The 22,335-nt window shown below is 74.0% G+C and carries 21 protein-coding genes; 11 read left to right on the top strand and 10 right to left on the bottom strand.

The features are described 5' to 3' along the window. The first annotated feature begins 422 nt into the window (after window positions 1-422). The gene (locus AB0E96_RS20840; protein ID WP_359825708.1) at window positions 423-1,478 is read left to right on the top strand and encodes a DEAD/DEAH box helicase; all 1,056 of its coding nucleotides are present in this window, start codon (window positions 423-425) and stop codon (window positions 1,476-1,478) included. A 148-nt stretch (window positions 1,479-1,626) separates the two neighbouring features. Here the strand turns inward: AB0E96_RS20840 and AB0E96_RS20835 are convergent, their stop codons facing one another. Both AB0E96_RS20835 and AB0E96_RS20830 read right to left on the bottom strand, forming a co-directional pair. Then, window positions 1,627-1,998, bottom strand: coding sequence for a fic family toxin-antitoxin system, toxin component (locus AB0E96_RS20835; RefSeq protein ID WP_359825705.1), 372 nt, complete (start codon window positions 1,996-1,998; stop codon window positions 1,627-1,629). Beyond that, complete coding sequence (locus AB0E96_RS20830; RefSeq protein WP_359825703.1) at window positions 1,995-2,237, bottom strand: hypothetical protein; 243 nt, start codon at window positions 2,235-2,237, stop codon at window positions 1,995-1,997. The genes AB0E96_RS20835 and AB0E96_RS20830 overlap by 4 nt, the downstream gene beginning before the upstream one ends. 516 nt (window positions 2,238-2,753) lie before the next feature. Between AB0E96_RS20830 and AB0E96_RS20825 the strand changes: the two genes are divergently transcribed. The 3 genes from AB0E96_RS20825 to AB0E96_RS20815 all read left to right on the top strand — a co-directional run bounded on the left by AB0E96_RS20825 (window position 2,754) and on the right by AB0E96_RS20815 (window position 5,522). After that, on the top strand, window positions 2,754-3,491 hold the full coding sequence (locus tag AB0E96_RS20825; RefSeq protein ID WP_359825700.1) for a ScbR family autoregulator-binding transcription factor: 738 nt from the start codon (window positions 2,754-2,756) through the stop codon (window positions 3,489-3,491). 302 nt (window positions 3,492-3,793) lie between these two features. Beyond that, window positions 3,794-4,669, top strand: a complete 876-nt coding sequence (locus AB0E96_RS20820) for an AfsR/SARP family transcriptional regulator (RefSeq protein WP_359825698.1) — start codon at window positions 3,794-3,796, stop codon at window positions 4,667-4,669. Window positions 4,670-4,802: 133 nt separating this feature from the next. Further along, entirely contained in the window at window positions 4,803-5,522 is a 720-nt protein-coding gene (locus AB0E96_RS20815; RefSeq protein WP_359825696.1) for a helix-turn-helix domain-containing protein, read from the top strand. A gap of 132 nt (window positions 5,523-5,654) precedes the next feature. On the opposite strand, the gene AB0E96_RS20810 is transcribed toward AB0E96_RS20815, so the two are convergent. After that, window positions 5,655-9,014, bottom strand: a complete 3,360-nt coding sequence (locus tag AB0E96_RS20810; protein ID WP_359825694.1) for a hypothetical protein — start codon at window positions 9,012-9,014, stop codon at window positions 5,655-5,657. 441 nt (window positions 9,015-9,455) lie between these two features. Here AB0E96_RS20810 and AB0E96_RS20805 point away from each other — a divergent pair, with 441 nt between their 5' ends. Then, entirely contained in the window at window positions 9,456-10,247 is a 792-nt protein-coding gene (locus AB0E96_RS20805; protein WP_359825692.1) for a putative protein N(5)-glutamine methyltransferase, read from the top strand. Window positions 10,248-10,340: 93 nt separating this feature from the next. On the opposite strand, the gene AB0E96_RS20800 is transcribed toward AB0E96_RS20805, so the two are convergent. After that, window positions 10,341-10,769, bottom strand: coding sequence for a PPOX class F420-dependent oxidoreductase (locus AB0E96_RS20800; RefSeq protein WP_359825690.1), 429 nt, complete (start codon window positions 10,767-10,769; stop codon window positions 10,341-10,343). A gap of 214 nt (window positions 10,770-10,983) precedes the next feature. Here AB0E96_RS20800 and AB0E96_RS20795 point away from each other — a divergent pair, with 214 nt between their 5' ends. Together AB0E96_RS20795 and AB0E96_RS20790 are read left to right on the top strand one after the other, a co-directional pair. Then, entirely contained in the window at window positions 10,984-11,430 is a 447-nt protein-coding gene (locus tag AB0E96_RS20795) for a hypothetical protein (RefSeq protein WP_359825688.1), read from the top strand. Between the two features lie 120 nt (window positions 11,431-11,550). Next, entirely contained in the window at window positions 11,551-12,054 is a 504-nt protein-coding gene (locus AB0E96_RS20790) for a DinB family protein (RefSeq protein WP_359825685.1), read from the top strand. A gap of 69 nt (window positions 12,055-12,123) precedes the next feature. On the opposite strand, the gene AB0E96_RS20785 is transcribed toward AB0E96_RS20790, so the two are convergent. After that, a complete protein-coding gene (locus tag AB0E96_RS20785; protein ID WP_359825683.1) occupies window positions 12,124-13,539 on the bottom strand; it encodes a pyridoxal-dependent decarboxylase in 1,416 nt (471 codons plus the stop codon). 272 nt (window positions 13,540-13,811) lie between these two features. Here AB0E96_RS20785 and AB0E96_RS20780 point away from each other — a divergent pair, with 272 nt between their 5' ends. The 3 genes from AB0E96_RS20780 to AB0E96_RS20770 all read left to right on the top strand — a co-directional run bounded on the left by AB0E96_RS20780 (window position 13,812) and on the right by AB0E96_RS20770 (window position 17,575). Next, window positions 13,812-15,179, top strand: coding sequence for a cytochrome P450 (locus tag AB0E96_RS20780; protein WP_359825682.1), 1,368 nt, complete (start codon window positions 13,812-13,814; stop codon window positions 15,177-15,179). A gap of 130 nt (window positions 15,180-15,309) precedes the next feature. Continuing rightward, on the top strand, window positions 15,310-16,299 hold the full coding sequence (locus AB0E96_RS20775) for a pentalenene synthase (RefSeq protein ID WP_359825680.1): 990 nt from the start codon (window positions 15,310-15,312) through the stop codon (window positions 16,297-16,299). A 76-nt stretch (window positions 16,300-16,375) separates the two neighbouring features. After that, complete coding sequence (locus tag AB0E96_RS20770) at window positions 16,376-17,575, top strand: cytochrome P450 (protein WP_359825678.1); 1,200 nt, start codon at window positions 16,376-16,378, stop codon at window positions 17,573-17,575. Between the two features lie 4 nt (window positions 17,576-17,579). Here the strand turns inward: AB0E96_RS20770 and AB0E96_RS20765 are convergent, their stop codons facing one another. From AB0E96_RS20765 to AB0E96_RS20755, 3 genes are all read right to left on the bottom strand, one after another. Beyond that, window positions 17,580-18,953 carry an MFS transporter gene (locus AB0E96_RS20765; RefSeq protein WP_359825676.1) on the bottom strand — a complete coding sequence of 458 codons (1,374 nt, stop codon included), beginning with the start codon at window positions 18,951-18,953 and terminating at the stop codon, window positions 17,580-17,582. Window positions 18,954-18,990: 37 nt separating this feature from the next. After that, entirely contained in the window at window positions 18,991-19,584 is a 594-nt protein-coding gene (locus tag AB0E96_RS20760) for a helix-turn-helix domain-containing protein (RefSeq protein ID WP_359825673.1), read from the bottom strand. 129 nt (window positions 19,585-19,713) lie between these two features. Then, entirely contained in the window at window positions 19,714-20,295 is a 582-nt protein-coding gene (locus tag AB0E96_RS20755) for a helix-turn-helix domain-containing protein (protein ID WP_359825707.1), read from the bottom strand. 136 nt (window positions 20,296-20,431) lie between these two features. Between AB0E96_RS20755 and AB0E96_RS20750 the strand changes: the two genes are divergently transcribed. Then, entirely contained in the window at window positions 20,432-21,538 is a 1,107-nt protein-coding gene (locus AB0E96_RS20750) for an NAD(P)/FAD-dependent oxidoreductase (RefSeq protein WP_359825671.1), read from the top strand. Between the two features lie 184 nt (window positions 21,539-21,722). Here AB0E96_RS20750 and AB0E96_RS20745 read toward each other — a convergent pair whose 3' ends face one another. Both AB0E96_RS20745 and AB0E96_RS20740 read right to left on the bottom strand, forming a co-directional pair. Next, window positions 21,723-22,070, bottom strand: a complete 348-nt coding sequence (locus tag AB0E96_RS20745; protein ID WP_359825669.1) for a hypothetical protein — start codon at window positions 22,068-22,070, stop codon at window positions 21,723-21,725. After that, the coding region (locus AB0E96_RS20740; RefSeq protein WP_359825668.1) for an alanine--tRNA ligase-related protein at window positions 22,067-22,335 on the bottom strand (269 nt) is incomplete at its 5' end. The genes AB0E96_RS20745 and AB0E96_RS20740, both read right to left, overlap by 4 nt.

The following is a 22,335-nucleotide window of genomic DNA, read 5'->3' as shown; positions in this document are numbered from 1 at the left end:
TAGATCACCCACCTGCGACCACCGTTGGGGTCGCTGAGCGCGGCCTCCATCCAGGCGGACGCGCAGGTCATCGCCAGCGTCAGCGCGGTGTCGTCATCCGCGCCGCGGAGTCCGCCGCCCGTACGGAGGTCGAACGGGCCGGGCAGGAGGCCTGGGCCGCCCGGCGCGAGCTGGAACGCGCCACCGCCGAACTCGACGCCGCCCACCGGGGCCTGCGCGCGGCCGCCGTCGGCCTCCCCTCCCTGCCGCTCGACTGGCCGGACCTCACCGACCAGGCGCAGGAACTGGGCGCCCCCTGGTCCGACGAGGCCTGGAGCACCGCCCGCAGTGACCTGTTCCTGCGCGCCCTCGACCTGCACCGAGCCCTGGTCGCCAACACCGCGAAGCGGGTGCGCGGCAACCTCCAGGTCCTGGTGGAGCTGATGGCGGGCGGTGGTGGGCCCGTCCCCGACGAGCAGGTCCTGCAGGCCTGGCAGACCCTCTTCCTCCTTGTCCCGGTGGTCTCCACCACCTTCTCCTCCATCGGCAGCATGTTTGCCCGCCTCGGCCGGGGTTCCATCGGCTGGATCCTCGTCGACGAGGCGGGCCAGGCCACCCCGCAGGCCGCGGTCGGCGCCCTGTGGCGCGCCCGTCGGGCCGTCCTCGTCGGTGACCCGCTGCAGCTCGAACCCGTGGTCACCATGCCGACCGCCCTGCAGCGCCGGCTCCTGCTCGCCCACGGGGTCGACGAGGAGTGGCTGCCCTCGGCGACCTCCGCCCAGGCCGTCGCCGACCGCGTCAACCGCTACGGCACCTACCTGCCCGCCCCCACCGGAGGAGAGGAGGACACCGTCTGGGTCGGCTCACCGCTGCGCGTCCACCGCCGTTGCGAGGAGCCGATGTTCACCGTCAGCAACGAGGTGGCCTACGGGGGCCTGATGGTCTACGGCACCCACCCCCAGCCCTTCCCCGACCCCGCGCACGAGGGCCTCCTCCCGAGCCGCTGGCTCGACACCCCGGACCCCGAGCGCCCCGCCGACGCCCCCTGGGGTGAACGCGACCGCCGGGCCCTCACCTTCCTCCTGGGGCGGCTCGACCGCCACGGCGTCGGCGTCGAGCGCCTGCGGATCATCGCGCCGTTCCGCGCCCTGGTCGCCGAGGCCCGCGAGACCTGCCGCAGGCTTCCCGGCTGGACGGCCGAACTCCTCGACGAACGCTGCGCCACCGTCCACAAGGCCCAGGGCAAGGAGGCCGACGTCGTGATCCTGCTGCTCGGCGCGGGACGCCCCGGCGCCCGCGCCTGGGCGGCGGGGACCCCGCACCTCCTGAACGTGGCCGCCAGCCGGGCCAAACGCCGCCTCTACGTCGTCGGCGACCGGGCCCTGTGGGCTCCGCTGCTCCACTTCGACGTCCTGGCCGCCGAGCTTCCGGCCTACGACCACGTCCGGGACCGCGAAACCTGGCCGCTCGACGACCCCGGCGGCGACGCGGGGGACTGACCCTGCGGGGGCGAAGTGGTCGCGGGCGCTACGCCTCGGCCGCACCGCGCGGGAAGTCGGACCGGCCGACTTCCCGCGCAGTCGCTGTCCGAGTCGGCCGACTTCCCGCGCGGTGCGGCCGGAGCGCGGGAGCCGCGGGGCGGGGCGCTCAGCGGTACCAGGTGCGGATCACGGCCGCGGTCTCCCGGACGTCGGCGGCGCCGGCCCGGATGCGGGAGGCCAGTTCGACGGCCTGCTTGGGCTCGGCGGTGACGACGACCCCGGAGGCGCTGAGGTAGGAGGCGGCGACCACGGCGGCGAAGTGCTCGTTGGCGGACTCCAGCGCGGGGACGCGGATCAGCTGGTGCATCAGGGCGGCCGCGCGCTGGTGCGCGGCCCCGTACACCGGGACCTCCATCACGGTGTCGGCGTGCCGGGCGACGGCGGCGGCGAGGGTGCCGTAGTCGGTGACGTCCGGGTCGGTCGGCAGGAACTGGTGGGCGACGTCGAGCAGCCAGGCCCGGTCGATCCGGAGGATCACGCGGCGTCCGCCCCGGCGGCGCGGGTGCTCAGGGGGTACGGCCCGAACTCCTCCTCGAAGGCCGGACCCCAGGCCTGGGCGAAGTGCGCGGCGGCGGTCAGGAAGCGCTCCCGCCGCTCGTCCGCCTCCTCGGCCAGCACCTTGCGCGCGTAGTCGGGCAGGCTCATTCCGGCGGCCTCCGCGCGCTGCTCCAGGGCCTCGTGCACGGTGTCGTCCAGTCGGACGTTCAGCTGCTTCATGACAGCGAGCGTAGCGGCCGGTATCGGTCGCTACAAGGCCGCGCGCCCTCGGGCCGGGCGGCGTTGCCCTCCCGGGCGGCCACCGGGCCGAGGAGCGCGTCCGGCTCCCGGGGGCCGTCGCCCGTCGCCCGTCGCCCGCCGCCGGCCACGCCGTGCCCGGCCCGGCCCGAGGCCCATCCGGGTCCGTTTCCGTCGAGGAATCCCGCGGAAACGGTGCAACGACCGGCCCGTCCGGGAGGTCACGTATGCGGGAAGCTGCGGAGGTGCGAGGACGAACGTCTGGAAGAAACCGTTCGTTCGGTTTCTGGGTGAAGGGCCGGTCCGGCCGGGCAGCGCACCAGGGCAGGGCCGGTGGGGCGTGCGGCAACCGACGGGACGGCGGGGTCTGACGGGCTGCGGGAAGGGGGAGTGGTTGGCGGGATTCCTCGGCATCGTCTTGTCGGTGGTGGGTGGGGCGAAGCTAAGATACGGGGTGTTTGGTTTTGTTTTCCGGGAGCTCAGGGCGGGGTGGTTTCGGTGGTACGGCAGGAACGGGCGCTCCGGACACGTCGGCTGATCCTGGAGGCGGCGGCCTCGGTCTTCGACGAGTTCGGGTACGAGGGCGCGACCATCGGCGAGGTGGTCTCCCGGGCCGGGGTGACGCGCGGTGCGGTGTATTTTCATTTCGCCTCGAAGCGCGATCTGGCGCAGGGCGTGGTGGAGGAGCAGTTCGTCCAGGACGGAGTTCCCGAACGGAGCTGCAAGCTCCAGGAGTTCGTGGACACCGGGATGGTGGTGGCGTACCTGATGCCGCGCGATCCGCTGCTCAGCGCGGGTGCCAGGCTGTCGCTGGGGCAGGACCTCTTCGACGATCTCGGCGGCGGTGCCATTCCCGGCTGGATCAGCCGCTTCGAGACCCTGCTGACGGAGGCCGGCGAGCGCGGCGAGCTGCTGCCGCACGTCGTGCCGGCGGACACCGCGTGGCTGCTCGTCGCCGCGTGGACGGGGGTGCAGATCCAGTCCCAGAAGCTCTGCAACCGGACGGACCTGGAGCTGCGGGTGTCCGCGCTGTACCAGCATCTGATGCCGAGCATCGCGGTGCCGGGCGTGCTCGGTTCGCTGCAGATGGGGCCGAACCGCGGGAGTCAGGTGGTCGCCGAGGCGGCGGCCGCCCGTGCGGCCGCGGAGGGCGGCTCCTCGGACGGTGACCCGGACGGTGCCCGGGACGGGGAAGCCGGCGCCGTGCGCGCCGAGGCGGAGGTCGGGGTGGGCTGACGGGGGCTCACCGGCCCTCCTGCCTGCGGGAATCCGGGCGGGGCGCGGGCGAACCGGCGGCGACGGGACCACGGGGTCCGGCGCCGCCTTTGGTTTGCCCGGGCCCGGTCGCTCGGTGTGGCGGTGGCACTGCCGTGGGTGAGCGAGGCGCGGCGCCCGGGAGAAACAAACAGCACGTTCGGTTTTGTATTGACAAACCGCTCGTCCTGTTTTTGACTGGTCCCAGTTGACCCAGGGTGTCGGCCCGGGTGCCGGCCGTGGCGGAGGTGGCTGCGGCGTTCCGTGTGATTGGGGTGGTCATCGTGGAAATTCGGGTGCTCGGGGCGTTGGACGTCCGGGTGTGCGGGGTGTCGGTGGTGCCGTCGGCACCGAAGCCGCGGCAGGTGCTGGGACTGCTGGCGTTACGGGCGGACCAGGTGGTGCCGGCCGGGGTGCTGGCCGACGAGCTGTGGTCCGGCCGTCCGCCGCGCAGCGCGCGCACCACCGTGCAGACGTACGTGCTCCAACTGCGGGACCTCATCGACCGGGCGCTCGCCGCGGCCGGTACGGAGAGGGGGGTGTCCTGTGCCAAGGACGTGCTGGTGACCTCGCCGGGCGGCTACATGCTCAACAGCGGCGGCGGGCTGACGGACCTGCGGGAGTTCGAGCGGCTGGCCGGCACCGGCTACCGCGCGATGGACGGCGAGGACCACCCGGCGGCGGCCCGGCTGCTCGGTGAGGCGCTCGCGCTGTGGCGCGGTCCGGCCTTCGCCGACGTGCCGGTCGGCGGTCAACTCGCCGTCGAGGCCAAGCGGTTGGAGGAGACCAGGCTCTGCGCGCTGGACCAGCGGATCGAGGCGGATCTGCGGCTGGGCCGGCACCGGGTGCTGTTGGCCGAACTCACCGTCCTGGTCGACCGCTACCGCACCCACGAGAGCCTGCACGGCCAGTACATGATCGCGCTGCACCGCTCCGGCCGCCGGGGCGAGGCGCTGGAGGCGTACCAGCGCCTGCGGAACACCCTGGTGCGGGAGTTGGGCATGGAGCCCTCGATCGGGCTGCGGAGGCTCCAGCGCTCCATCCTGCTCGCCGCGCCGGAGCGCTCGCCGGAGCGTGCGGCGGACCGTTCGGCGGAGCGAGAGCCCGCCGGTGCGGCCGCCGGGCCGGAGGCGGCGGCGCGGTTCAGCCGGGTCGGCTGAACCTGTCGGCCGTCCGGGTCGGCGCCGCTTCGGCGGCACCGGCCGCGGACGGCCGTCGGAGGCCGTGGTGCCCGACCAGGGCGGCCGTGGTCTGGTCGTAACCTGCTTGTCGTTGTGAGGGGTTGTGGGACAGGTGGTCCAGGAGAGGTCGGAACGGACGCGCGGGCGGCTGGTGGAGGCGGGGGCGGCACTGTTCGACCGCCGCGGCTACGCAGGGGCCACCCTCGGCGAGATCGCCGCGGCCGCCGGGGTGACGAAGGGGGCGCTGTACTTCCACTTCGCCTCCAAGGAGGAGCTGGCCAGAGCGGTGTCCGGGCAGGCCGAGCACTCGCTGCGGTCGGCCTGCGCGGAGCTGAGGGCCTCCTCCTCCCCGCTCCAGGGGCTGATCGACGCGGGGCACTGGCTGGTCACCGCGCTCGGGACGGATCCGGTGATCCGGGCGGCCTTCCGTCTCGGTCGCGAGGACACCGGCTGGCAGCTCGGGCCCGCGACGGCCGGGTCCGCGACGGCCGGGTCCGCGACGGCCGCGCCGGGCAAGGCCGCGGCCGACGCCAGGCAGCCGGCCTTCACCGACCCGCGCGGCTTCCACAGCGTCTGGGCGGGCGTCGTGCGCGAGCTGTTGGCCGGTGCCCGCCGGGCGGGGGAGCTGCGCGACCGGGCGGGAAGCCTCGGCCCGGAGACCCTGGTGGTGACCGCCGCCTGCGGCCTGGAGGTCGTGTTCGCCGACGGCTGCCCCGCCGAGGAGCGGGCCCGCCGGGTCGGCGCCCTCTGGGACTGGCTGCTGCCCTGCCTGGTGCCCCCGGGCACGGCCGGCGGCTACCGCACCAGGCCCCTGGCCCCGCAGCCCGCCTGACACCCCGACCGGTCGGCTGGTCGCCCGTCCGGCCGGTCGGACGAAATCCCGCCCGTACGGCGGGCCGCCCCCGGTACCCGAAGGCACCGGGGGCGGCCCGAACGCCGTCCCGCGGCGGAGTCGCGGAGGCCGCTACCCCACGGGCCGCCCGGCGCCGGCCCGGCGGCGGGCCCGGTGGAGCATCAGGCCGCCGACGGTCATCAGACCGCCCCCGGCCAGGCTCGCGCCCACGGCGGCGGCCGGCGCACCGGCCTCCGGCAGCCCGCCCTTCGCGCCGTCCTGCGGTGGAGCCGGGTGGTGGCCCGGGTGGCCGGGGCAGCCGTGGCCCCCGCCGCCCTTGTGGTCGTGCCCCTTCGGCGGGCAGGGCGCGACGACGACGCAGAGCTCGACCGGCGGGCTCTCCACGGTCCCGCCCTCCGGGTCGACCGCGGTGGCCCGGGCGGTGTTGGTGATGCTGCCCGCCTGGGCGTCCTCCTCGGTCACCGTGTAGGTGCCCTGGCAGGTGGTGCTCTCGCCCGGTTCGAGGGTGGTCTGCTCGCAGGTCACGTTCTGGACCCGGTCGTCGTTGACGGCGACGTCGGTCAGCGTGGTGGAGCCGGTGTTGGTCACCGTGTACGTGTAGGTGACGGTGTCGCCCGGGTACACGGTGCCCTCGGCGTCGGCCCGCTTGGTGATGGACAGCGAGGACTCGCCGGCGGGGACCACAACGACGGTGACCTGGGCCGGCGGGCTCTGGACGGGTTGTCCCTGGGGGTCGTCGGCGTTGGCGTGGGCGGTGTTGGTGACGTGTCCGGCCTGGGCGTCCGCGGTGGTCACGGTGTAGGTGCCGTGGCAGGTGGCGCTCTGCCCCGGGTCGAGGGTGCTCTGGTCGCAGGTGACGCCGTGGACGCGGTCGTCGCTGACGGTGAGGTCGGTCAGGGTGGTGTTGCCGGTGTTGGTGACGGTGTAGGTGTAGTGGACGGTGTCACCGGCGTGGAACGGTCCGGCGCTGTCGGCCCGCTTGGTGATGGACAGCGAGGACACGGGGGTGACCACGTCGACGGTGGCCTGGCCGGGCGGGCTCTGGACGGGCTGCCCCTGCGGGTCCGTGCCGTTGGCGTGGGCGGTGTTGGTGACGTGCCCCGCCTGCCCGTCGGCCGCCGTCACGGTGTAGGTGCCGTGGCAGGTGGCGCTCTGGCCGGGGCCGAGGGTGGTCCGGTCGCAGGTCACGTTCCGGACGTGGTCGTCGCTGACGGTGAGGTTGTCGACGACCGCCGTCCCGGTGTTGGTGACGGTGTAGGTGTAGTGGACGGTGTCGCCGACGTGGAAGGGGCCGGCGCTGTCCGCCTTCTTCTGGAGGCTCAGCCGCGCGACGCCCGCCACCGGCAGCGTCACCTGGGCGATCGGGCTCACCACCTCCTGCCCCTGCGGGCCGGTGGCCGCCGCCTGGGCCGTGTTGGTGAGGTGGCCGAGCTGGAGGTCGGCGTCGGTGACGGTGTAGGTGCCGTGGCAGGTGGCGCTCTGGCCGGGGTCGAGGGTGGTCCGGTCGCAGGTCACCTGGGGGGCGTGGTCGTCGGTGACGAACAGGTCGTGCAGCGTCGTCGACCCGGTGTTGGTGACGGTGTAGGTGTAGTGCACGGTGTCCCCGACGTGCACCGGCCCGGCGGTGTCGGCCTGCTTGGTCAGGCCGAGCGACGACGGGCCGACCACCGTGACGGTGGCGTCGGCCTCCGGCGAGGTGACCGGCTGGCCGTTCGAGTCCCCGGTGGCGTGGGCGTGGTTGGTGACCTGCCCGGCCTGGGCGTCGGCCGCCGTGACGACGTAGCTGCCGTGGCACTGGGTGCTGTCCCCGGGGCTGCCGGCCGGCGCCAGCGTGGTGGAGTCGCAGGTGATCCCGGTGACCTTGTCGTCCGTCACCGCGAGGTTGGTTACCTCCGTCCCGCCGGTGTTGGTGACCTTGTAGGTGTACGGCACGGTGTCCCCGACGTGGAACGGCTCGGCCGCGTCGACGTGCTTGACGATGGCGATCCCCGGGGGCGCGATCACCGGCACGTTCTCCGAGGACGGCGGTGAGGTGACCGGGCCCCCGTCGGTCGTCCCGGTGGCCTGGGCCGTGTTGGCGACGTGCCCCTGGGCGGCGTCCTCGGCGGTGACCAGGTACGTCGCCGTACACGTCACCGTCTCACCGGGGGCCAGGGTGGCCACGGGGCAGCTGACCGGCCCGACCTTGGGGTCGTTGACGGCCAGGTTGCTGATCGGCACGTTCCCGGAGTTGGTGACGACGAAGTCGTACGGGATCGGGGTGCCCACCGTGATCAGGCCGGGCAGCGGCTCGTGCGCCTGCTTGACGAGGTTCAGCTCGGGCAGCGGCTGGTCGGTGTAGATCACCACGTTGCGGATCAGGTGCACGTCGGTGAACAGGCCGGTGGACCCGGCGAAGCCGAACTTGTAGGTCGAGGGCACCGGAGTCGGCGCGGGGGTCTGCAGCACCTGGTGCGAACCGGTGCCGTCGTTGAAGTCGACGGAGACCGTCAGCACCGGGGAGGGCGCGGGGGTGAGGTGGACGTTGACCCGGCGGCGCGAGGGCTCCAGCAGGGTCTGCGCCTGATCCGGGGTGACCCCGGGCGGCAGCGAGGTGAGCGGGCCCTGGAGCTTGCCGGGCAGGGTGGAGGGCCACGGGCCGTTGGTGGTGAAGTTGCTGGTGGTGGCGGTCAGGAAGCAGTAGCCGGTGGTGCCGTCACCGGGGCCGCGGACGGTGACCATGTTGGAGCCGGGCGCGGGGATGCGGAAGGACGTGCCGGCGGGGGAGCGCTGGGTGCAGCCGTTGCCGCGCTGCTCCCAGTCGCCGAAGTAGTTGCCGAGGACGTCGAGGCCGACGCCGAGGTAGCCGCGGTCGACGCCGGGAAGGAAGGCGAGGTTCGGGTTGTCGTCGGGCAGCTTCTGGGCGTAGCCGAGGCTGCCGCCGAAGGCGCCGGGGTGGGTGAGCGAGACGTCGCCGTTCACCAGGAAGAAGGAGATGCCGTCGGCCGGGGTGTTCGGCGTGGTGCTGCCGTACTGCCACTGGTCGAAGGTCACGTCCAGGCCGTTGCCGGCCGGTAGGGCCTGGTCGAAGAGCACCGCGCCGCTCTGGTCGTTGCTCGCGTCGGTGACCCGGAGGTAGCCGAGCGGGGCGCTGTTCAGCGGCGGCACCGGGCCGGTCTCGGCGGCGGGGCAGCCGCCGAGCGGGTGGTCGCCGGGCCCGGGCGTCGCGGGGGCCGCGCCGGTGAGGCAGGCGGAGCCGACGCCGATGAAGCGCGGGTCGGCGGTGGCACCGGTGAAGGTCTCCTGGAGCAGGGGCGTGCCGGTGGCCCGGACCCGCTCCGGCAGCGGTGCGGAGGGGTGGTGGGCGGGAGCGAGGGCCTGGGCGAGCGGGGCGGTGAGGCCGGCGCCGAGCAGACCCAGGGTGGCCGCGGCGCCGATGAAGCGGGCCGTTCGGGCGCGAAGCCGTGACGGCCCGCGGGAGAGTCTCGTCATGGCGTTAATATGCTCGTTCGCTACGGTCCGTTATCGCTGAAGTACTGTCAGTGGACCTATCGAATCGCTCGGATGAGCGAGCGGGAGGCGGCGTGTCCCGCTGGCTCGCGGCTCGCCACAACCTGCCGCAGGCGTGGCGGACGTGACGGACATGGCGGGGCTGGCCGGACGTGGTGGGGCTGGCCGGGTGTGGCCGGAGGGCTCTTCGGAATCATTCCGATCATTCCCGCCGCGCGGGTGCGGTAGGGTGGCCGACGCCGAGTATGACCGTGACTCAGGGAGGTGAGACCCGTGACCGGAACGTCCGATCGGGTGCTCCCGGAGCGCGGCCGTGCGGGCGCCCCGCGCGCGTAGCGTGGAGGGCGCGCCGACACGGCGTCGGCCCTCGCGGGAGCCCTGACGGAATCGTCAGCCCTCCCGTCCTCCCCCGAAGGGGTTCTCTTGCCGGTCTTCCCTTCCGCCTCCCTCCGTTCCTCGGTGGTCTCCCGGCTGCGCGCCGCCGGGTGCGTGTTCGCCGAGGACGAGGCGCGGATCCTGCTCTCCGCCGCCGCCTCGCCCGCCGACCTGGCCGCCATGGTCCGCTCGCGTGCCGACGGGCGGCCGCTCGAACACGTCGTCGGCTGGGCCGAGTTCGCCGGACTGCGGATAGCCGTCGACCCGGGCGTCTTCGTGCCGCGCCGCCGCAGCGAGTTCCTGGTCGCCACCGCCACCGCGCTGACCGCCCCGGGCACGGTGGTGCTCGACCTGTGCTGCGGCAGCGGCGCGCTGGGCGCCGCGGTGGCGGCCGCGGCCGCGCACCCGGTCCGGCTGTACGCGGCCGACATCGATCCGGACGCCGTCCGCTGCGCCCGCCGCAACCTGGCCGGCGTCGCGGCGGGGGTCTTCGAGGGCGATCTGTTCACCGCCGTGCCGCCGGAGTTGGCCGGCCGGGTGGACGTGCTGATCGCCAACGTGCCGTACGTGCCGACCGGGGACCTCGGACTGCTGCCGCCCGAGGCGCGGCTCCACGAGGCCAGGCCCGCGCTGGACGGCGGGGCGGACGGGCTGGACGTCCTGCGGCGGGTGGTCGCGGAGGTGCCGCGGTGGCTGGCGCCCGGCGGATCGCTGCTGTTCGAGACCAGTGAGCGGCAGGTGCCGATGGCCCTCGCGGTGACCGGGGCGGCCGGGCTGGCGGCGGTGGAGAGCCGCGAGGAGGACCTGGACGCCACCGTGGTCACGGCGACGCGGCGCTGAACCGCCCGGTGGCGGAGGGTGGTTCGCCACGGCCCCCAGGGGGCGAAGGGCCCGGCCGCCACCCCCGCGGGCGGCGGCCGGGTGCCGGTTCGGTCAGAGGTGGGTGCCGTACACGTGGTCGACCGGGATGGTGAGGAGCACCCGGCGGTCGGAGACCATCACCTCGCGGTACTCCGCCCAGTCCGGGTGCTCGCCGGCGGCGCGGCGGTAGTAGTCCACCAGCGCCTCGACCTCCGGCCCCTCGGGGTCGGTGGACGGCCCGGTCAGGGTGGCCACGCCCTCGGCGGTCGCCCAGGAGCGGCCGTCGGGCCCGGTCACCTCCAGGCTGACCCTGGGGTCCCGGCGCAGGTTGGCGGTCTTGGCGAGCCCGTCCCGGGTGGAGATCAGGATGGCGTTCGCCGTCCGGTCGTAGAACGGCATGACGGGGGAGAGCTGCGGCCGTCCGTCCGCCTTGATGGTGGCGAGGACGCCGAGGCGGCTCTGCGCGAGCAGCGCGTACGGGTCGAAAGGAGTTGCGGTCATGGGGACATCATCATCCTTCGGGCCGCTGTCGGGGGCGAGGTCCGGCGCACGGGTCGGGCGTGGTGGTCCCCGGGGGGCGGCAGGGGCCGGTGGGCCGGGGTGAGAGGTCGGGAAAACCGCCGTGATGTCCGGTCCGAGCCGTTAGAGTCGGTCGCGAGAACCGTGACGGTCCGTCAGCGTGCGGGTACCGTCCGAACCGAGAGGACGCCGCCCGATGGCACGCCGACGCAAGCAGGTGGAACTGCTGGAGTTCTCCGACGACCTCCACACCGACGACGTCACCCCGCTTCAGGCCTTCCTGGCCGCCCGGATGCGCGAGCTGGTCGAGGCCCAACCCGAGGGCACCAGCGCCCGGTTCGCCGCCGAGCGGCTCGCCCAGGTCACCGCCTACGACTGCGTCTTCCTCTCCGACATCCTGGTCGCCTGGGAGGAGGTGGTGCTGGAGGGCCGCAACGACGAGCCCGGCTGGACGCAGCGGATGCGTCAGGATGCCATGATCTGGTGGGAGCGGCTGTGCGAGACGGCGGGCAACTTCCGGGACCACCCCGACCACCGCGCCCGCTGGCGCCCGCTGTCCTTCATGAACCTCGCGCACGCGGAGTTCATGGCCGGGCTGACGGACCGGGCGGGCGGCGTGTACGGGGACGGGGCGCACCCGTGACCCCGTGAGCTCCTCGTCCCGTGAGCTCCTCGACCCCGTGAGCGCGCGGCCCTCCCGGGGGCCTGGGGGCGGTGGCGGTCGGGCGCCGAACTGTCGGTGGCGGCTGGTACGGTCCCGCGCATGAGCAATCGTGCGCCCTTCACGGGTGGGGAGAAGGAAATCCTTCATGCGGCGCTGGACCGGCACCGCGACGTCGTGCTGTGGAAGCTGGAGGGGTTGGACGACGAGCAGCTGCGCCGTCCGATGACGCCCTCCGGGACGAACCTGCTGGGCATGGTGAAGCACCTCGGCGGTGCCGAACTCGGCTGGTTCCGGGAGGCGTTCGGCCGGGAGACGGGTCCGCTGCCGTTCGACATCGACGCCGACGCCGAGTCCGACATGCGGGTGGAGCCGCACGAGTCGACGGCGGACATCCTGGCGTTCTACGCGCGGGCCCGGGCCGGTGCCGACGAGGCGATCCGGGAGCTCGCGCTGGAGGACGTCGGCACCTCCTGGTCGGGCAACTCCGTCTCGCTGCGCTGGGTGCTGGTCCACATGGCCACCGAGACGGCCCGGCACACCGGGCACATGGACATCCTGCGCGAGCTGATCGACGGCGGGACGGGGCACAGCAAGCGGGGCTGAGGCCGCTCCCGCCCCCCGTCCGGACCATCGGGCCACTGGTCGCCGGGCCCGTGCGGCCGGGCCCGGTGATCAGGCCGTCAGCTTCCGCACGGCCCGGTCCAGTGCCCGGGCCGTGCGCCGGACGTCCTCCCCGGTCGTGCGCCAGTTGCTGAACGCCGCGCGCAGGGCGGGCTTTCCGGCGTACCGGGTGGGGGTCAGGAAGGCCTCGTCGGCCAGCTCGGCGGCGAGCGCGGCCAGCCGCTCCGTGGTCGGATCCGCCGCCAGCGAGAAGCAGACCACGTTCAGCCGCACCGGCGCGAGCAGCTCCAGGCCGTCGATCCGGGCCACCTCCGCGCCCAGCGCCCGGGCTCCGGCGACGCAGCGCTCCACGATCTCCCGGTGTCCGGAGCGGCCGTACGCCCGCAGGGTGAACCAGGCGGCGAGGGCGCGCAGCCGGTGGGAGTTCTCGGGCGTGAGGTGGACCAGGTCCGGCTGCCCGCCCTGGGGGTGCCCCTGGCCGCCGGTCGGGGGACGCCCGAGGTAGGCGGCGGCGTTCCGGAAGACCCGGGTCTGGAGGTCGGGGCGGCGGGTGAACTGCGCGGCGCTGTCGTACGGAACGTTGAGCCACTTGTGCAGGTCGACGCAGACCGAGTCGGCGAGGTCCAGCCCCGCGACCAGCTCCGCGTGCTCCGGAGACAGCGCGGCGAAGGCGCCGAACGCGGCGTCCACGTGCAGCCAGAAGGCGTACCGCTCGCGCAGCGCGGCGATCGCGCGCAGGTCGTCGAAGTCGACGGTGTTGACCGTCCCGGCGTTGGCCACCACCACGCACGGGCCCGGGGCCCCGGCCAGCGCCCGCTCCAGCGCGGCCACGTCCACCGCCTCCCGCCCCGGCAGGACGGGCACGGACCGCAGCGCGGTGCGGCCCAGGCCCAGCATGGACAGTGCCTTGGCGGTGCTGGAGTGGGCACTGCCCGACAGCACCCGGACCGGCCCCAGCGCGCCGACCCCGTCCTCGGCGACGTCCACGCCGAGCCGCTCGCCCAGCCACTCGCGGGCGATCGCCAGCCCCACCGTGTTCGACATCGTCGCGCCGCTCACGAAGGTGCCGTGGTGCGCCGCCGAGAGGCCGAACAGCTCGCGCAGCCAGCCGACCGTCTCCCGCTCCAGCTGCTGGCCGGCCGGGTCCAGCGAGGAGTTGGAGTTCTGGTCCACGGCCGAGGTCAGCCAGTCGCCCGCGAGCGCCGCCGGAGTCGCCCCGCCGGTCACGAACCCGAAGTAGCGCGGTCCGGCGCTCGCGGACAGCCGCGGCTCCCAGCGCCGCGCGAACTCGGCCAACGCGGCCCGGGTCCCTCCGCCCTCCTCGGTCAGCGGCGCGCTCGCGGGCGGCTCCGTCGGTTCGAACACCGGTCGCTCGTCGAGGGTGTCCAGAAAGCCGAGCGCGTGCTCTCGGGCCTCCGCCAGGATTTCGGGCAACTGGCCCAGATCTGCGGCGAGTTCGGGGTGCATGGGGTTTCTCCGTCGATCGACTGTGCGGTGCGGCCGAGGCTAACCGCCCGGCGGTGCGGAGTCCCGGTCCAATCCGGTACGGGTGGCCTGGAACGTGCCGGGAGGTGGGGGAATTCGCGTCGTTCGGCTCAAAAGTGCCCCGGCGGCGCATTTTCGGCCGCTCTCTTGACCTCTCCGGACGCCTCGGACAATGATCACCGTGCACCGCGAGCGAGTGAGCGTTCCAACGCCGGACGGATCTTCGATCCGAGACTTCAGGGAGGTGCGGGGCTGTGCGTTCCACCACCGCTCCCGTGGCGGCACCCGTCGCGCCGGGGCGCGTTCCACTGCTCGGCCACCTGCCGCAGCTGGCCGTCAGGCGGGTCGAGTTCCTGCAGTCGATCAGGACGCGGGGCGACATCGTGAGGATATTCCTCGGGAATCGCCCGGTGTTCGTCCTGAACTCGCCGGAGGCCGTCCACGACGTTCTCCTGACACAGAGCCGGAAGTTCGGCAAAGGACTGCTGTTCGACGTCGCACGGCCTTTCATCGGCAACGGCATCATCACCTCCGAGCGGGAATTCCACATCCGCCAACGGCGCGCTCTCCAACCGGCTTTCCACCGGGACAGCATCGCCGCGTGCGTCGGCACGATGACCGGCATCGCCGAGGAACAGGTGGCCTCCTGGCGCCCCGGCGAGACGATCGCCATGGACCTCGTGCTGCGCCGGATGATGACCGCCATGCTCGTGGCGACGCTGTTCAGCACCGAACGCCCGGACGGCGCCGCAGCCGTCGCCGAGCTGGGGGAGCGCGTCGCCGAACACCTGGCCACGGTGATGCGCGGGGTCTTCGTGGGAACCCTGCTGCCCGCCCCGATCGCCTCCTCGCCCGCGCTGGGGCACCGCGGGTACCTGGCCGCGGCCCAGGCGCTGCGCGACCTCGCGGACACCGCGGTGCGCCAGGCCCGGGAGGCCGGGAGCGAGGGGCGGAACGGCGGCGACCTGCTGTCGATCATGTTCGCCGGCACCCCGGGCAAGCCCGAGGGGATGACCGACCTGGAAGCCCGGGACGAACTGCTGTCCCTGCTCATGGCCGGCGCCGAGACCACGTCCACCACCCTGGCCTGGGCGCTCCACGAACTCGGCCGGCGCCCGGAGCTCACCGCGCGGATGAGGACCGAGTGCGACGCCCTGCCCGCCGGCGCCCTGCCCGGCGCGGCGACGCTTCCCTTCACCGACCGGTTCCTGCGGGAGGTGCTCCGCCTGCACCAGCCCAGCTGGCTGCTGATGCGGCGGGCCCTGGAGCCGGTGCGGGTCCGCGGGGTCGACCTCCCGAAGGGGGCCGAACTGATCTACAGCGCGCTGACGATGCACCGGGACCCGGCGTACTACCCGGACCCGATGCGGTTCGACCCGGACCGCTGGCTCGACCGCACCGAGCGGGACCTGCCACCGGGCGCCTACGTCCCGTTCGCCCTGGGCAACCGCAGGTGCATCGGGGACCACTTCGCGATGACCGAGATGCTGGTCGTCCTGCGCTCGATCGTCTCCCGGTGGCGGCCGCGGCCCGCCGCCGGGCACCGGGTCCGGCCGGTGGTCCACGCCCTGATCCGGCCCAACGCGCTGCCCATGCGCGTCTCCCCCTGGCCGGCGGCCTGAACCGGCCCCGGCCCCGGCCCGGTCGGCGGCCCCGGAGGCCGGCCGGACCGGTTTCCTTCCGGACCCGACCCGACGGCCCCGGCCCCGGAGGCCGACCGAACCGACCCCGTTCCCGGAGGTGCGCCACACCATGACAGTCACGGCAGAGTCCCCGACCCTGGAGCAGGGGGCGCCGGCCCGGGCCCCGGACCGCGAGGGCGTCCCCTTCCCGCACCGGATCAGCCCGGACTTCCGGGCCGCCCACGACCGCCACCTCGCCTGGCCGGAGTCCTTCGGCTTCCTCGCCACGGACGCGGAGCGGGCCCACCACCTCAAGGGCCAGTTCCCGCTGATCGCCGCCATGTTCTACCCGAACGCGACCGGGAGCGAACTGGACCTCGGCGTCGACCAGCAGAGCTGGTACTTCCTGTTCGACGACGCGCTCGACGAGCAGTGGGGCGGCTCGCCCGAGCGGGTCCGCCACCTCGTCGGACTCGTCCGGGAGGGCGTCACCGGCGAGGCCTCCCCGCTGCCGCTGGCCGCCGCCTTCGCCGACATGCGGCGGCGCAGCTGCCACGGCATGCCCGCGGACTGGATCCGGCGGTCGGCGGCCCACTGGTCCTCCTACCTCGACCACCACGTCCACGAGGCGCGCAGCCGGCAGTCCGGCGCGCCCCTGCCGCTGAGCAGCTACCTGCGGGTGCGGCGCCACACCATCGGGGTGGCCCCGGTCGTCGACCTCGCCGAGCGGCTCTCCTCGTGCGTCCTGCCGGACCACCTGTACGCGCTGCCGCACCTGTCCGTCCTGCGCGAGATGACGAAGACGTTCATCATCTGCGACAACGACATCGTCTCCCTGGAGAAGGACGCCGCCCAGGGCGAGCAGAACAACCTGGTGCTCTGCCTGGAACGGGAACACGGGCTCACCCGCGCGGAAGCCGTCGACCGGGCCGTGCGCCGCCGCGGCGAGGCCCTGGAGCTGTTCACCGGCGCCCAGCGGGCCCTGCTCGACGGCACGGCGACGGCCCACCTCGACCCGGCCGAGCGTGACCTGCTCCGGCGCTACTGCACGGAGGTGCTGCAGACCACCATCCGCGGCGCCTACGACTGGCACCACGCCTCCACCCGGTACCACGGGTAGGCCCGCCCGCCGTCCCGAGCCCTGCCCGCGCACTGCCCGGCCCGCGCCTTCCCTGATGTGTTGAGGAGCCCGCACCATGCCCGACCGCCGCTCGGCGTCCTTCGTCGCCTCCGAACGTGACGGGCGCTGCCCGTTCGACCCGTCGCCGGACCTCCGCCGGATGCGCGAGGAGGACGGACTGCCGAGGCTGCCCGTGCACCACCCGGTGCGCGGCGCCATCGAAGCCGTCGTCATCACCCGGTACGGCGACGTCAGGGCCGCCTTCGCGGAGGAACGCCTGGTGACGGGCGACGGCATCGACCCGTCGCTGCCGCGCACCCTGTTCAACCACCCGGGCTTCCTGCCCGCCTACAGCGGCCCGGAGCACACCCGCCTGCGCCGGATGCTCACCGGCAGCTTCACCGTCCGTCAGGTCGAGCGGCTGCGGCCCGCGATCGAGACCATCGTCGCCGAGCACCTCGACGCCATGGCGGGGCGGGGGCCGGTCGTCGACCTGGTCGAGGACTTCGCCCTGCCCATCCCCTCGCTGGCGATCTGCGAACTGCTCGACGTCCCGTACGGGACCCGGGCGATGTTCCAGCGCTGCTCCCAGGTGATCATGGACGGGACTGCGGACGCCGGGCAACTGGTCGCTGCCTCACAGGAGTTGAACGCGGCGATGGCGGACATCGTCGCCCGCAACCGGGCCGCTCCCGGGAACGGTGTCCTGGGCGAGGTGGTGCGGCGGCACGGTGCGGAGCTCACCGACGAGGAGCTCGTCGGCTTCGGCACCACCCTCCTGGTCGGGGGACACGAGACCACCGCGACCATGCTCGCCCTGAGCGTGCTGGCCCTGCTCCGCCACCCGGAGCAACTGGCCGCCCTGCGCGACGACCCCGAGGTCACCGGTACCGCCGTGGAGGAGCTGCTGCGCCATCTCGCCATCCCCGCACCGCTGTTGCGCACGGCCGTGGCCGACGTCGAGGTCAACGGCCACCGGATCGCCGAGGGCGAGCACGTCCTGCTCTCCCCGCTGACGGCGAACCGCGACCCCGAGCTCGTCCCCGAGCGTCCGGACGACCTCGACGTGCGCCGCCGGCCGGTCGCCCAGCTGTCCTTCGGTTTCGGTGTCCACCAGTGCCTCGGGCAGCAACTGGCCCGGCTGGAGCTGAAGGTGGCGCTGCCGGCCCTGCTGCGGCGCTTCCCCGGCCTGCGGCTCGCCGTCCCCGGGTCGGAGCTGCGCTTCCGCGAGGGTTCGACGGTCTACGGAGTCGAGGCGCTCCCCGTCACCTGGTAGCCGGTTACCGGGCGGACGGTCGGCGGGACGCGGCGCGGGGGAGTTCCGCGCGGCGGACGGCGGGGGAGGCGAGGGCGAGGGCGGCGCCCAGGCAGGAGAGGACGCCGCAGCCGACGAAGACCGGGGCGACGCCCCAGAAGCCGACGGCGGCGCCGACCAGCGGGTAGCTGAGCGGGGCGAGGCCGACCATGGTGAGCATCGTGACGGAGGTGACCCGGCCCAGGTAGGCGGGGTCGGCGGCGGTCTGGATCAGCGCGCTGTCCAGGCTGCCGAAGACCCCCGCGCTCAGGCCGACCAGGGCGGCGATGACGGCGGCGGTCCACAGCTGCGGGACCAGCGCCAGGGCCGCCGCGCCGACACTGCCCACCAGCAGGGTGCCCGCCATGGTCAGGCCGGCCCGGGGCAGCCGCCCGGCGACGGCGAGCAGCGCGGCGCTCGCGGCCGCCCCGGCGCCGAAGCAGCCGACGATCCAGCCGTAGCCGGACGGGCCCCAGCCGCGTTCGGCGTTGAGCAGCACCATGCCGACGTTGAGGGTGCCGGTGAGGCCGAGCTCGCAGACGGCTCCGGCCGCGACCAGCGGGCCGATCAGCGGGTGGCGGCGGATGTAGCGCAGCCCGTCGAGGAGTTCGGTCCGCGGTGTGCCGCGCCGGGGCTTGGCGCCGTCCGCGGGTGTGCCGTCCGTGGGTATGCCGTGCGTGGGTATGCCGTGCGCGGCGGTGCCGTCCGTGGCGGTGCCGTCCGTGGGCGTGCCGTCGGAGCGGGCGTCGAGCGGGCGGATCCGGACGGAGAGCAGGAGCGGCAGGGAGAGCGCGAAGAGCAGGCCCGCGACGGCGAAGGCGGCGGCCGGGCCGCCCAGGCCCATGGCCAGGCCGCCGAGCGGGGGCCCGGCGATCTGGCCGAGCCGCATCGCCAGTGAGCGCAGTCCGGTGACCCGGGCCAACTGGTCGGCGGCGGTGATCCGGGGCGGGAGGGCGCCGACGGCGGGGACGAACAGGGCGTCCACGGCGCCGAAGACGAGCGCCACCGCGAGCAGCAGCCAGAGCGCGGGCGTGGTGAGCGCGATGGCGGCGGCCACCGAGAGGATGAGCAGACAGCGCACGGCGTCGCTGCCCAGGATCACCCGGCGCGGGTCGATGCGGTCGGCCAGGACGCCGCCGCCGAGCATGAGCAGGGCGCGCGGGGCGGCGCCGGCGGCCATGACCAGGCCGAGCTCGGCGGGGCCGGCCGACCGCTGGGCGGACCAGCCGAGTGCGGCGAAGTAGACGCTGTCGCCGATCAGCGAGGCGGTGTACGCGGTGAGCCAACGCAGCACGTTGCCGTCGCGGTGGGCGGGTGGTGCGGCGTCGGCGGGGCGGTGGGTCGGTTCCGCGAGGGCCATCGGGGTCTCCGGTGATCGGGACACGGCGGTGCCGGTGTCAGGGGCGGAAGGGGAACCCGTACAGGTGGACGGACACGTGCTCGCGGCCGGCGGTGTCCCCGGCCGCGCCCGCGGCCTTGCCGCGTTCCCGCCAGCGCCGGGCAAGGGCCTGCAACTCCTCCTCCATCTCGGCGAGTTCGGCCGCCGTGAGGTCGAGCAGCCACTCGGAGCTGAACGCCGCGTCGGTCCACTCCTTGCCCCAGGCGGCGCTCTGGTCGAGGTAGGCGCGGTACTGGGCGGCGCGGAAGTCGACCAGGCCCTTGGTCACCGCGTTGACGGTGGCCGCGCCCTCGGGCGTGCCGGCGAGGTCGGACTCGCGGAAGCCCCAGCCCTCCTCGGACGCGACCTGCCACCAGCGCTCCCGGCCATCGCTGCTCCCGGCGCGCGCCTCGGTCACGAAGCCCTGCTCGGCGAGCTTGCGCAGGTGGTAGCTGACCAGGGACGGCGCCTGGTCGACCTGTTCGGCGAGCTGGGAGGCGGTCGCGCTGCCGGCGACGTAGAGCAGCCGGTAGAGCTGCATCCGCAGCGGGTTGGTGAACGCCTTCAGACGGGACAGATCGGTGATCCGGTCGGACCGGGGCTTCTCTGGCATGCGTCGACGATAGATCTGAAAGAAAAGTTGCGCAATAAAAATTTCAGATCTGCTCCCGGTCAGGTCGGCGTCGACGAGTTCGTCGTCCGCCCGGCGGCGAGTGCCCGGTGACCGTCGACGCGGATCGGGTCAGTCGCCCGGGTGGGAGGCCGCCCAGCCGTGTTCGAGCAGGCTGAAGGCCTCGTCGGCGGCCCGGCGCGGATCGGGGTGCTGCAGGATCAGGCCGCGGGCAGCCAGCGCGAACCGGGCCAGGGCGGCGCAGCCGACGTCGTCCCCGGGCGCGCCCACGGCCTCCGCGATGGCCCGTGCCAGGGCCGCTTCATGGCGGGTCCACATCCGTTGGGAGTAGTCGCGCAGTGCGGGGGTCTCCTGCACCATGCGGGTGAAGTCGGCGAACCGCGGGTCGGCGGCGTGGACGGCGAAGCGGGTCTGGTGCAGCAGCAGGTGCTCGCGCAGCGCCTGCGGGATCGATCGGCCCGGGGGCCGCTCGCGCACGGCCGCGACGAGGGCCGCCTCCAGGTCGTCGTCCTGGTCGAAGACCAGTGCCTCCTTGCCGGTGAAGTGCTTGAACAGGGTCGTCACCGAGACGTCCGCGGCCTCGGCGACGTCCTTGACGCCGACCTGGTCGTAGCCGCGTTCGAGGAAGAGTTCGAGTGCGGCGTCGGCCAGGGACTGGCGGGTCTGGGCCTTCTTGCGCTCGCGGCGCCCCATCGCTTCGGTCACTCGACCACCATAGCCCGAAGTGCATCGACTGTGAAAGTGTAGTCATTGCACTTATGTAGTGAGTGTGCTTTCTTGGTGGTGCCGGGCCGCCCGGCGCCCCACCCACCACCGGAAGGACACAGCCATGCCCTCTGCCCGTGCCCCTCGCATCGCGATCGTCGGCGCCGGTCTCGGCGGCTTGACCTGCGCCCGGGTCCTGCGGCAACACGGCCGAGCCGTCACGGTGTTCGAACGCGAAGCCGGCGCCGACGCCCGCCCGCAGGGCGGCTCCCTCGACCTGCACGCCGACACCGGACAGGCCGCCCTGCGGTCGGCGGGCCTGCTCGACCGGTTCCATGCCCTCGCCCGCCCCGAGGGCGACGAATGGCGGGTGCTCGACCACGCCACCGGTGCGCTCCTCACGCGGCGAGGGCCGACCGCGGGCGGCGGCCGTCCGGAGATCGACCGCGGCCAACTGCGCGGCCTGCTGCTGGAGTCGCTCGCCCCGGGAACGGTGCGGTGGGGCCGTGCCGTCACCGGGGTCACCCCGCTGGCGGACGGCACCTGCCGGCTGCTCCTGGGTGACGGTACGGCCGAGGAGTTCGACCTGGTGGTCGGTGCCGACGGTGCCTGGTCACGGGTCCGCCCGGCCCTGTCGCCCGCCGTACCCCGCTACACCGGTGTCACCTTCGTGGAGACCGGCTTCGACCGGTGCGACACCCGCCACCCCGAACTCGCCCGGCTGGTCGGCAACGGATCGCTGCTGGCGAAGGGCGTCGGCCGGACCCTGGTCGCCCAGCGCAACAGCAACGGTCACATCCGCGGCTACCTCGCGCTGCGCGAGCCGCAGGACTGGCACAGGGCCGCCGGACTCGACCTCGGCGACCGACGGGCCGTGCGGGAGCACGTGTTGAAGATGTTCGACGGCTGGGACGAGAACCTGCTGCGGATCCTGTGCGACAGCGACCACGGCTTCGTCAACCGGCCCCTGCACGTGCTGCCCGCCCCGCACGCCTGGGCGCACGTGCCCGGCGTGACGCTGCTCGGCGATGCCGCGCACCTGATGCCCCCGGTCGGGCTGGGCGCCAACCTCGCGATGCTCGACGGCGCCGACCTCGCCCACGCCCTCGTCGCCGAATCCGGCGTCGGCGACGCCGTCCGCGCCTACGAGCGCGTCATGCTGCCGCGCTCGATCGAGGCCGCGACGGGCAGTGCGCAGGGCCTCGACCACCTCGTTCCCGCGGCCCGCTGAGCCGACTGCACCGGCCCCCGGCAGTGCCGAAGCCCGTCCGTGACGGGGCGGTCCGCCGGGCCGCCGGGCCGCCGGGCCGAACAGCCGAGGACGGGCAGCGGGTCGAGGGCGCCGGCGGGCGCCCCGCCGTGTGCCGATCCGCCGTGTGCCGACCCGCCGCCCGGCGGTTGGAGACCGTCCTACCTCAGCACTGCACGTCCACGGACGTGACCAGGGTGTTCCGGTCCAGCCCCCGGGTCTGCCACGCGAAGACGGTGTCCGTCAGGAGGTTCTCGTAGTGAACGACGAACGTGTTGCCGTGGGCCTGGCCCAGCCGGTAGTAGTCGTGGATCGGGTGTACGCCGCAGCCGTCCAGGTTCCAGACCGGGGTCGGCCCGCCCTTGGCGAGGGCGATGCACGCCCTGCCGTAGTCGCACTGAACGCTCCAGTACCCGCCGGCGGCGGAGGCCGGCCCGGCGGTGAAGACGACGGCGGTTCCGACAGCGGCGGTCAGCGCGGCGACCCGGCCCAGGCGTCGGGTGTTCGACTTCATTCTCGGATCCTCCTCGAGTGGCGCGGGGTTCCGCGCGAGTCCAGTGAATGGTGTGCACCTGTCGTGCGTCTGCGGACAAGCCTGCCGGGCCCGGGGGTCACTGCCCCAGTGGCAGTTGTGCGTATTGACACCACGTCCTGCCGCTGCCGTCGCGCCGGCAGCGGCAGCGCGGTAAGGAGTTCCCAGGCGTAGGCGATGGCGTCGGCCTTGAAGTAGTCGCCGAAGGAGAAGTTGCCCATCATCTCGAAGAACGTGGCGTGCCGGT

Origin of the sequence: Kitasatospora sp. NPDC036755, assembly GCF_040636595.1 — a bacterium.
Taxonomy (GTDB): Bacteria; Actinomycetota; Actinomycetes; order Streptomycetales; family Streptomycetaceae; genus Kitasatospora.
Note: the sequence above shows the minus strand (reverse complement) of the source record. Positions and strands in the feature narration are given on the sequence as shown.

Excerpts from the sequence above, each read along its gene's own strand:
- AB0E96_RS20840 (WP_359825708.1), top strand. The coding sequence starts at position 423 with ATGGCGGGCGGTGGTGGGCCCGTCCCCGACGAGCAGGTCCTGCAGGCC.
- AB0E96_RS20830 (WP_359825703.1), bottom strand. The coding sequence starts at position 2,237 with ATGAAGCAGCTGAACGTCCGACTGGACGACACCGTGCACGAGGCCCTG.
- AB0E96_RS20810 (WP_359825694.1), bottom strand. The coding sequence starts at position 9,014 with ATGACGAGACTCTCCCGCGGGCCGTCACGGCTTCGCGCCCGAACGGCC.
- AB0E96_RS20800 (WP_359825690.1), bottom strand. The coding sequence starts at position 10,769 with ATGACCGCAACTCCTTTCGACCCGTACGCGCTGCTCGCGCAGAGCCGC.
- AB0E96_RS20795 (WP_359825688.1), top strand. The coding sequence starts at position 10,984 with ATGGCACGCCGACGCAAGCAGGTGGAACTGCTGGAGTTCTCCGACGAC.
- AB0E96_RS20790 (WP_359825685.1), top strand. The coding sequence starts at position 11,551 with ATGAGCAATCGTGCGCCCTTCACGGGTGGGGAGAAGGAAATCCTTCAT.
- AB0E96_RS20785 (WP_359825683.1), bottom strand. The coding sequence starts at position 13,539 with ATGCACCCCGAACTCGCCGCAGATCTGGGCCAGTTGCCCGAAATCCTG.
- AB0E96_RS20775 (WP_359825680.1), top strand. The coding sequence starts at position 15,310 with ATGACAGTCACGGCAGAGTCCCCGACCCTGGAGCAGGGGGCGCCGGCC.
- AB0E96_RS20770 (WP_359825678.1), top strand. The coding sequence starts at position 16,376 with ATGCCCGACCGCCGCTCGGCGTCCTTCGTCGCCTCCGAACGTGACGGG.
- AB0E96_RS20765 (WP_359825676.1), bottom strand. The coding sequence starts at position 18,953 with ATGGCCCTCGCGGAACCGACCCACCGCCCCGCCGACGCCGCACCACCC.
- AB0E96_RS20760 (WP_359825673.1), bottom strand. The coding sequence starts at position 19,584 with ATGCCAGAGAAGCCCCGGTCCGACCGGATCACCGATCTGTCCCGTCTG.
- AB0E96_RS20755 (WP_359825707.1), bottom strand. The coding sequence starts at position 20,295 with ATGGGGCGCCGCGAGCGCAAGAAGGCCCAGACCCGCCAGTCCCTGGCC.
- AB0E96_RS20750 (WP_359825671.1), top strand. The coding sequence starts at position 20,432 with ATGCCCTCTGCCCGTGCCCCTCGCATCGCGATCGTCGGCGCCGGTCTC.
- AB0E96_RS20745 (WP_359825669.1), bottom strand. The coding sequence starts at position 22,070 with ATGAAGTCGAACACCCGACGCCTGGGCCGGGTCGCCGCGCTGACCGCC.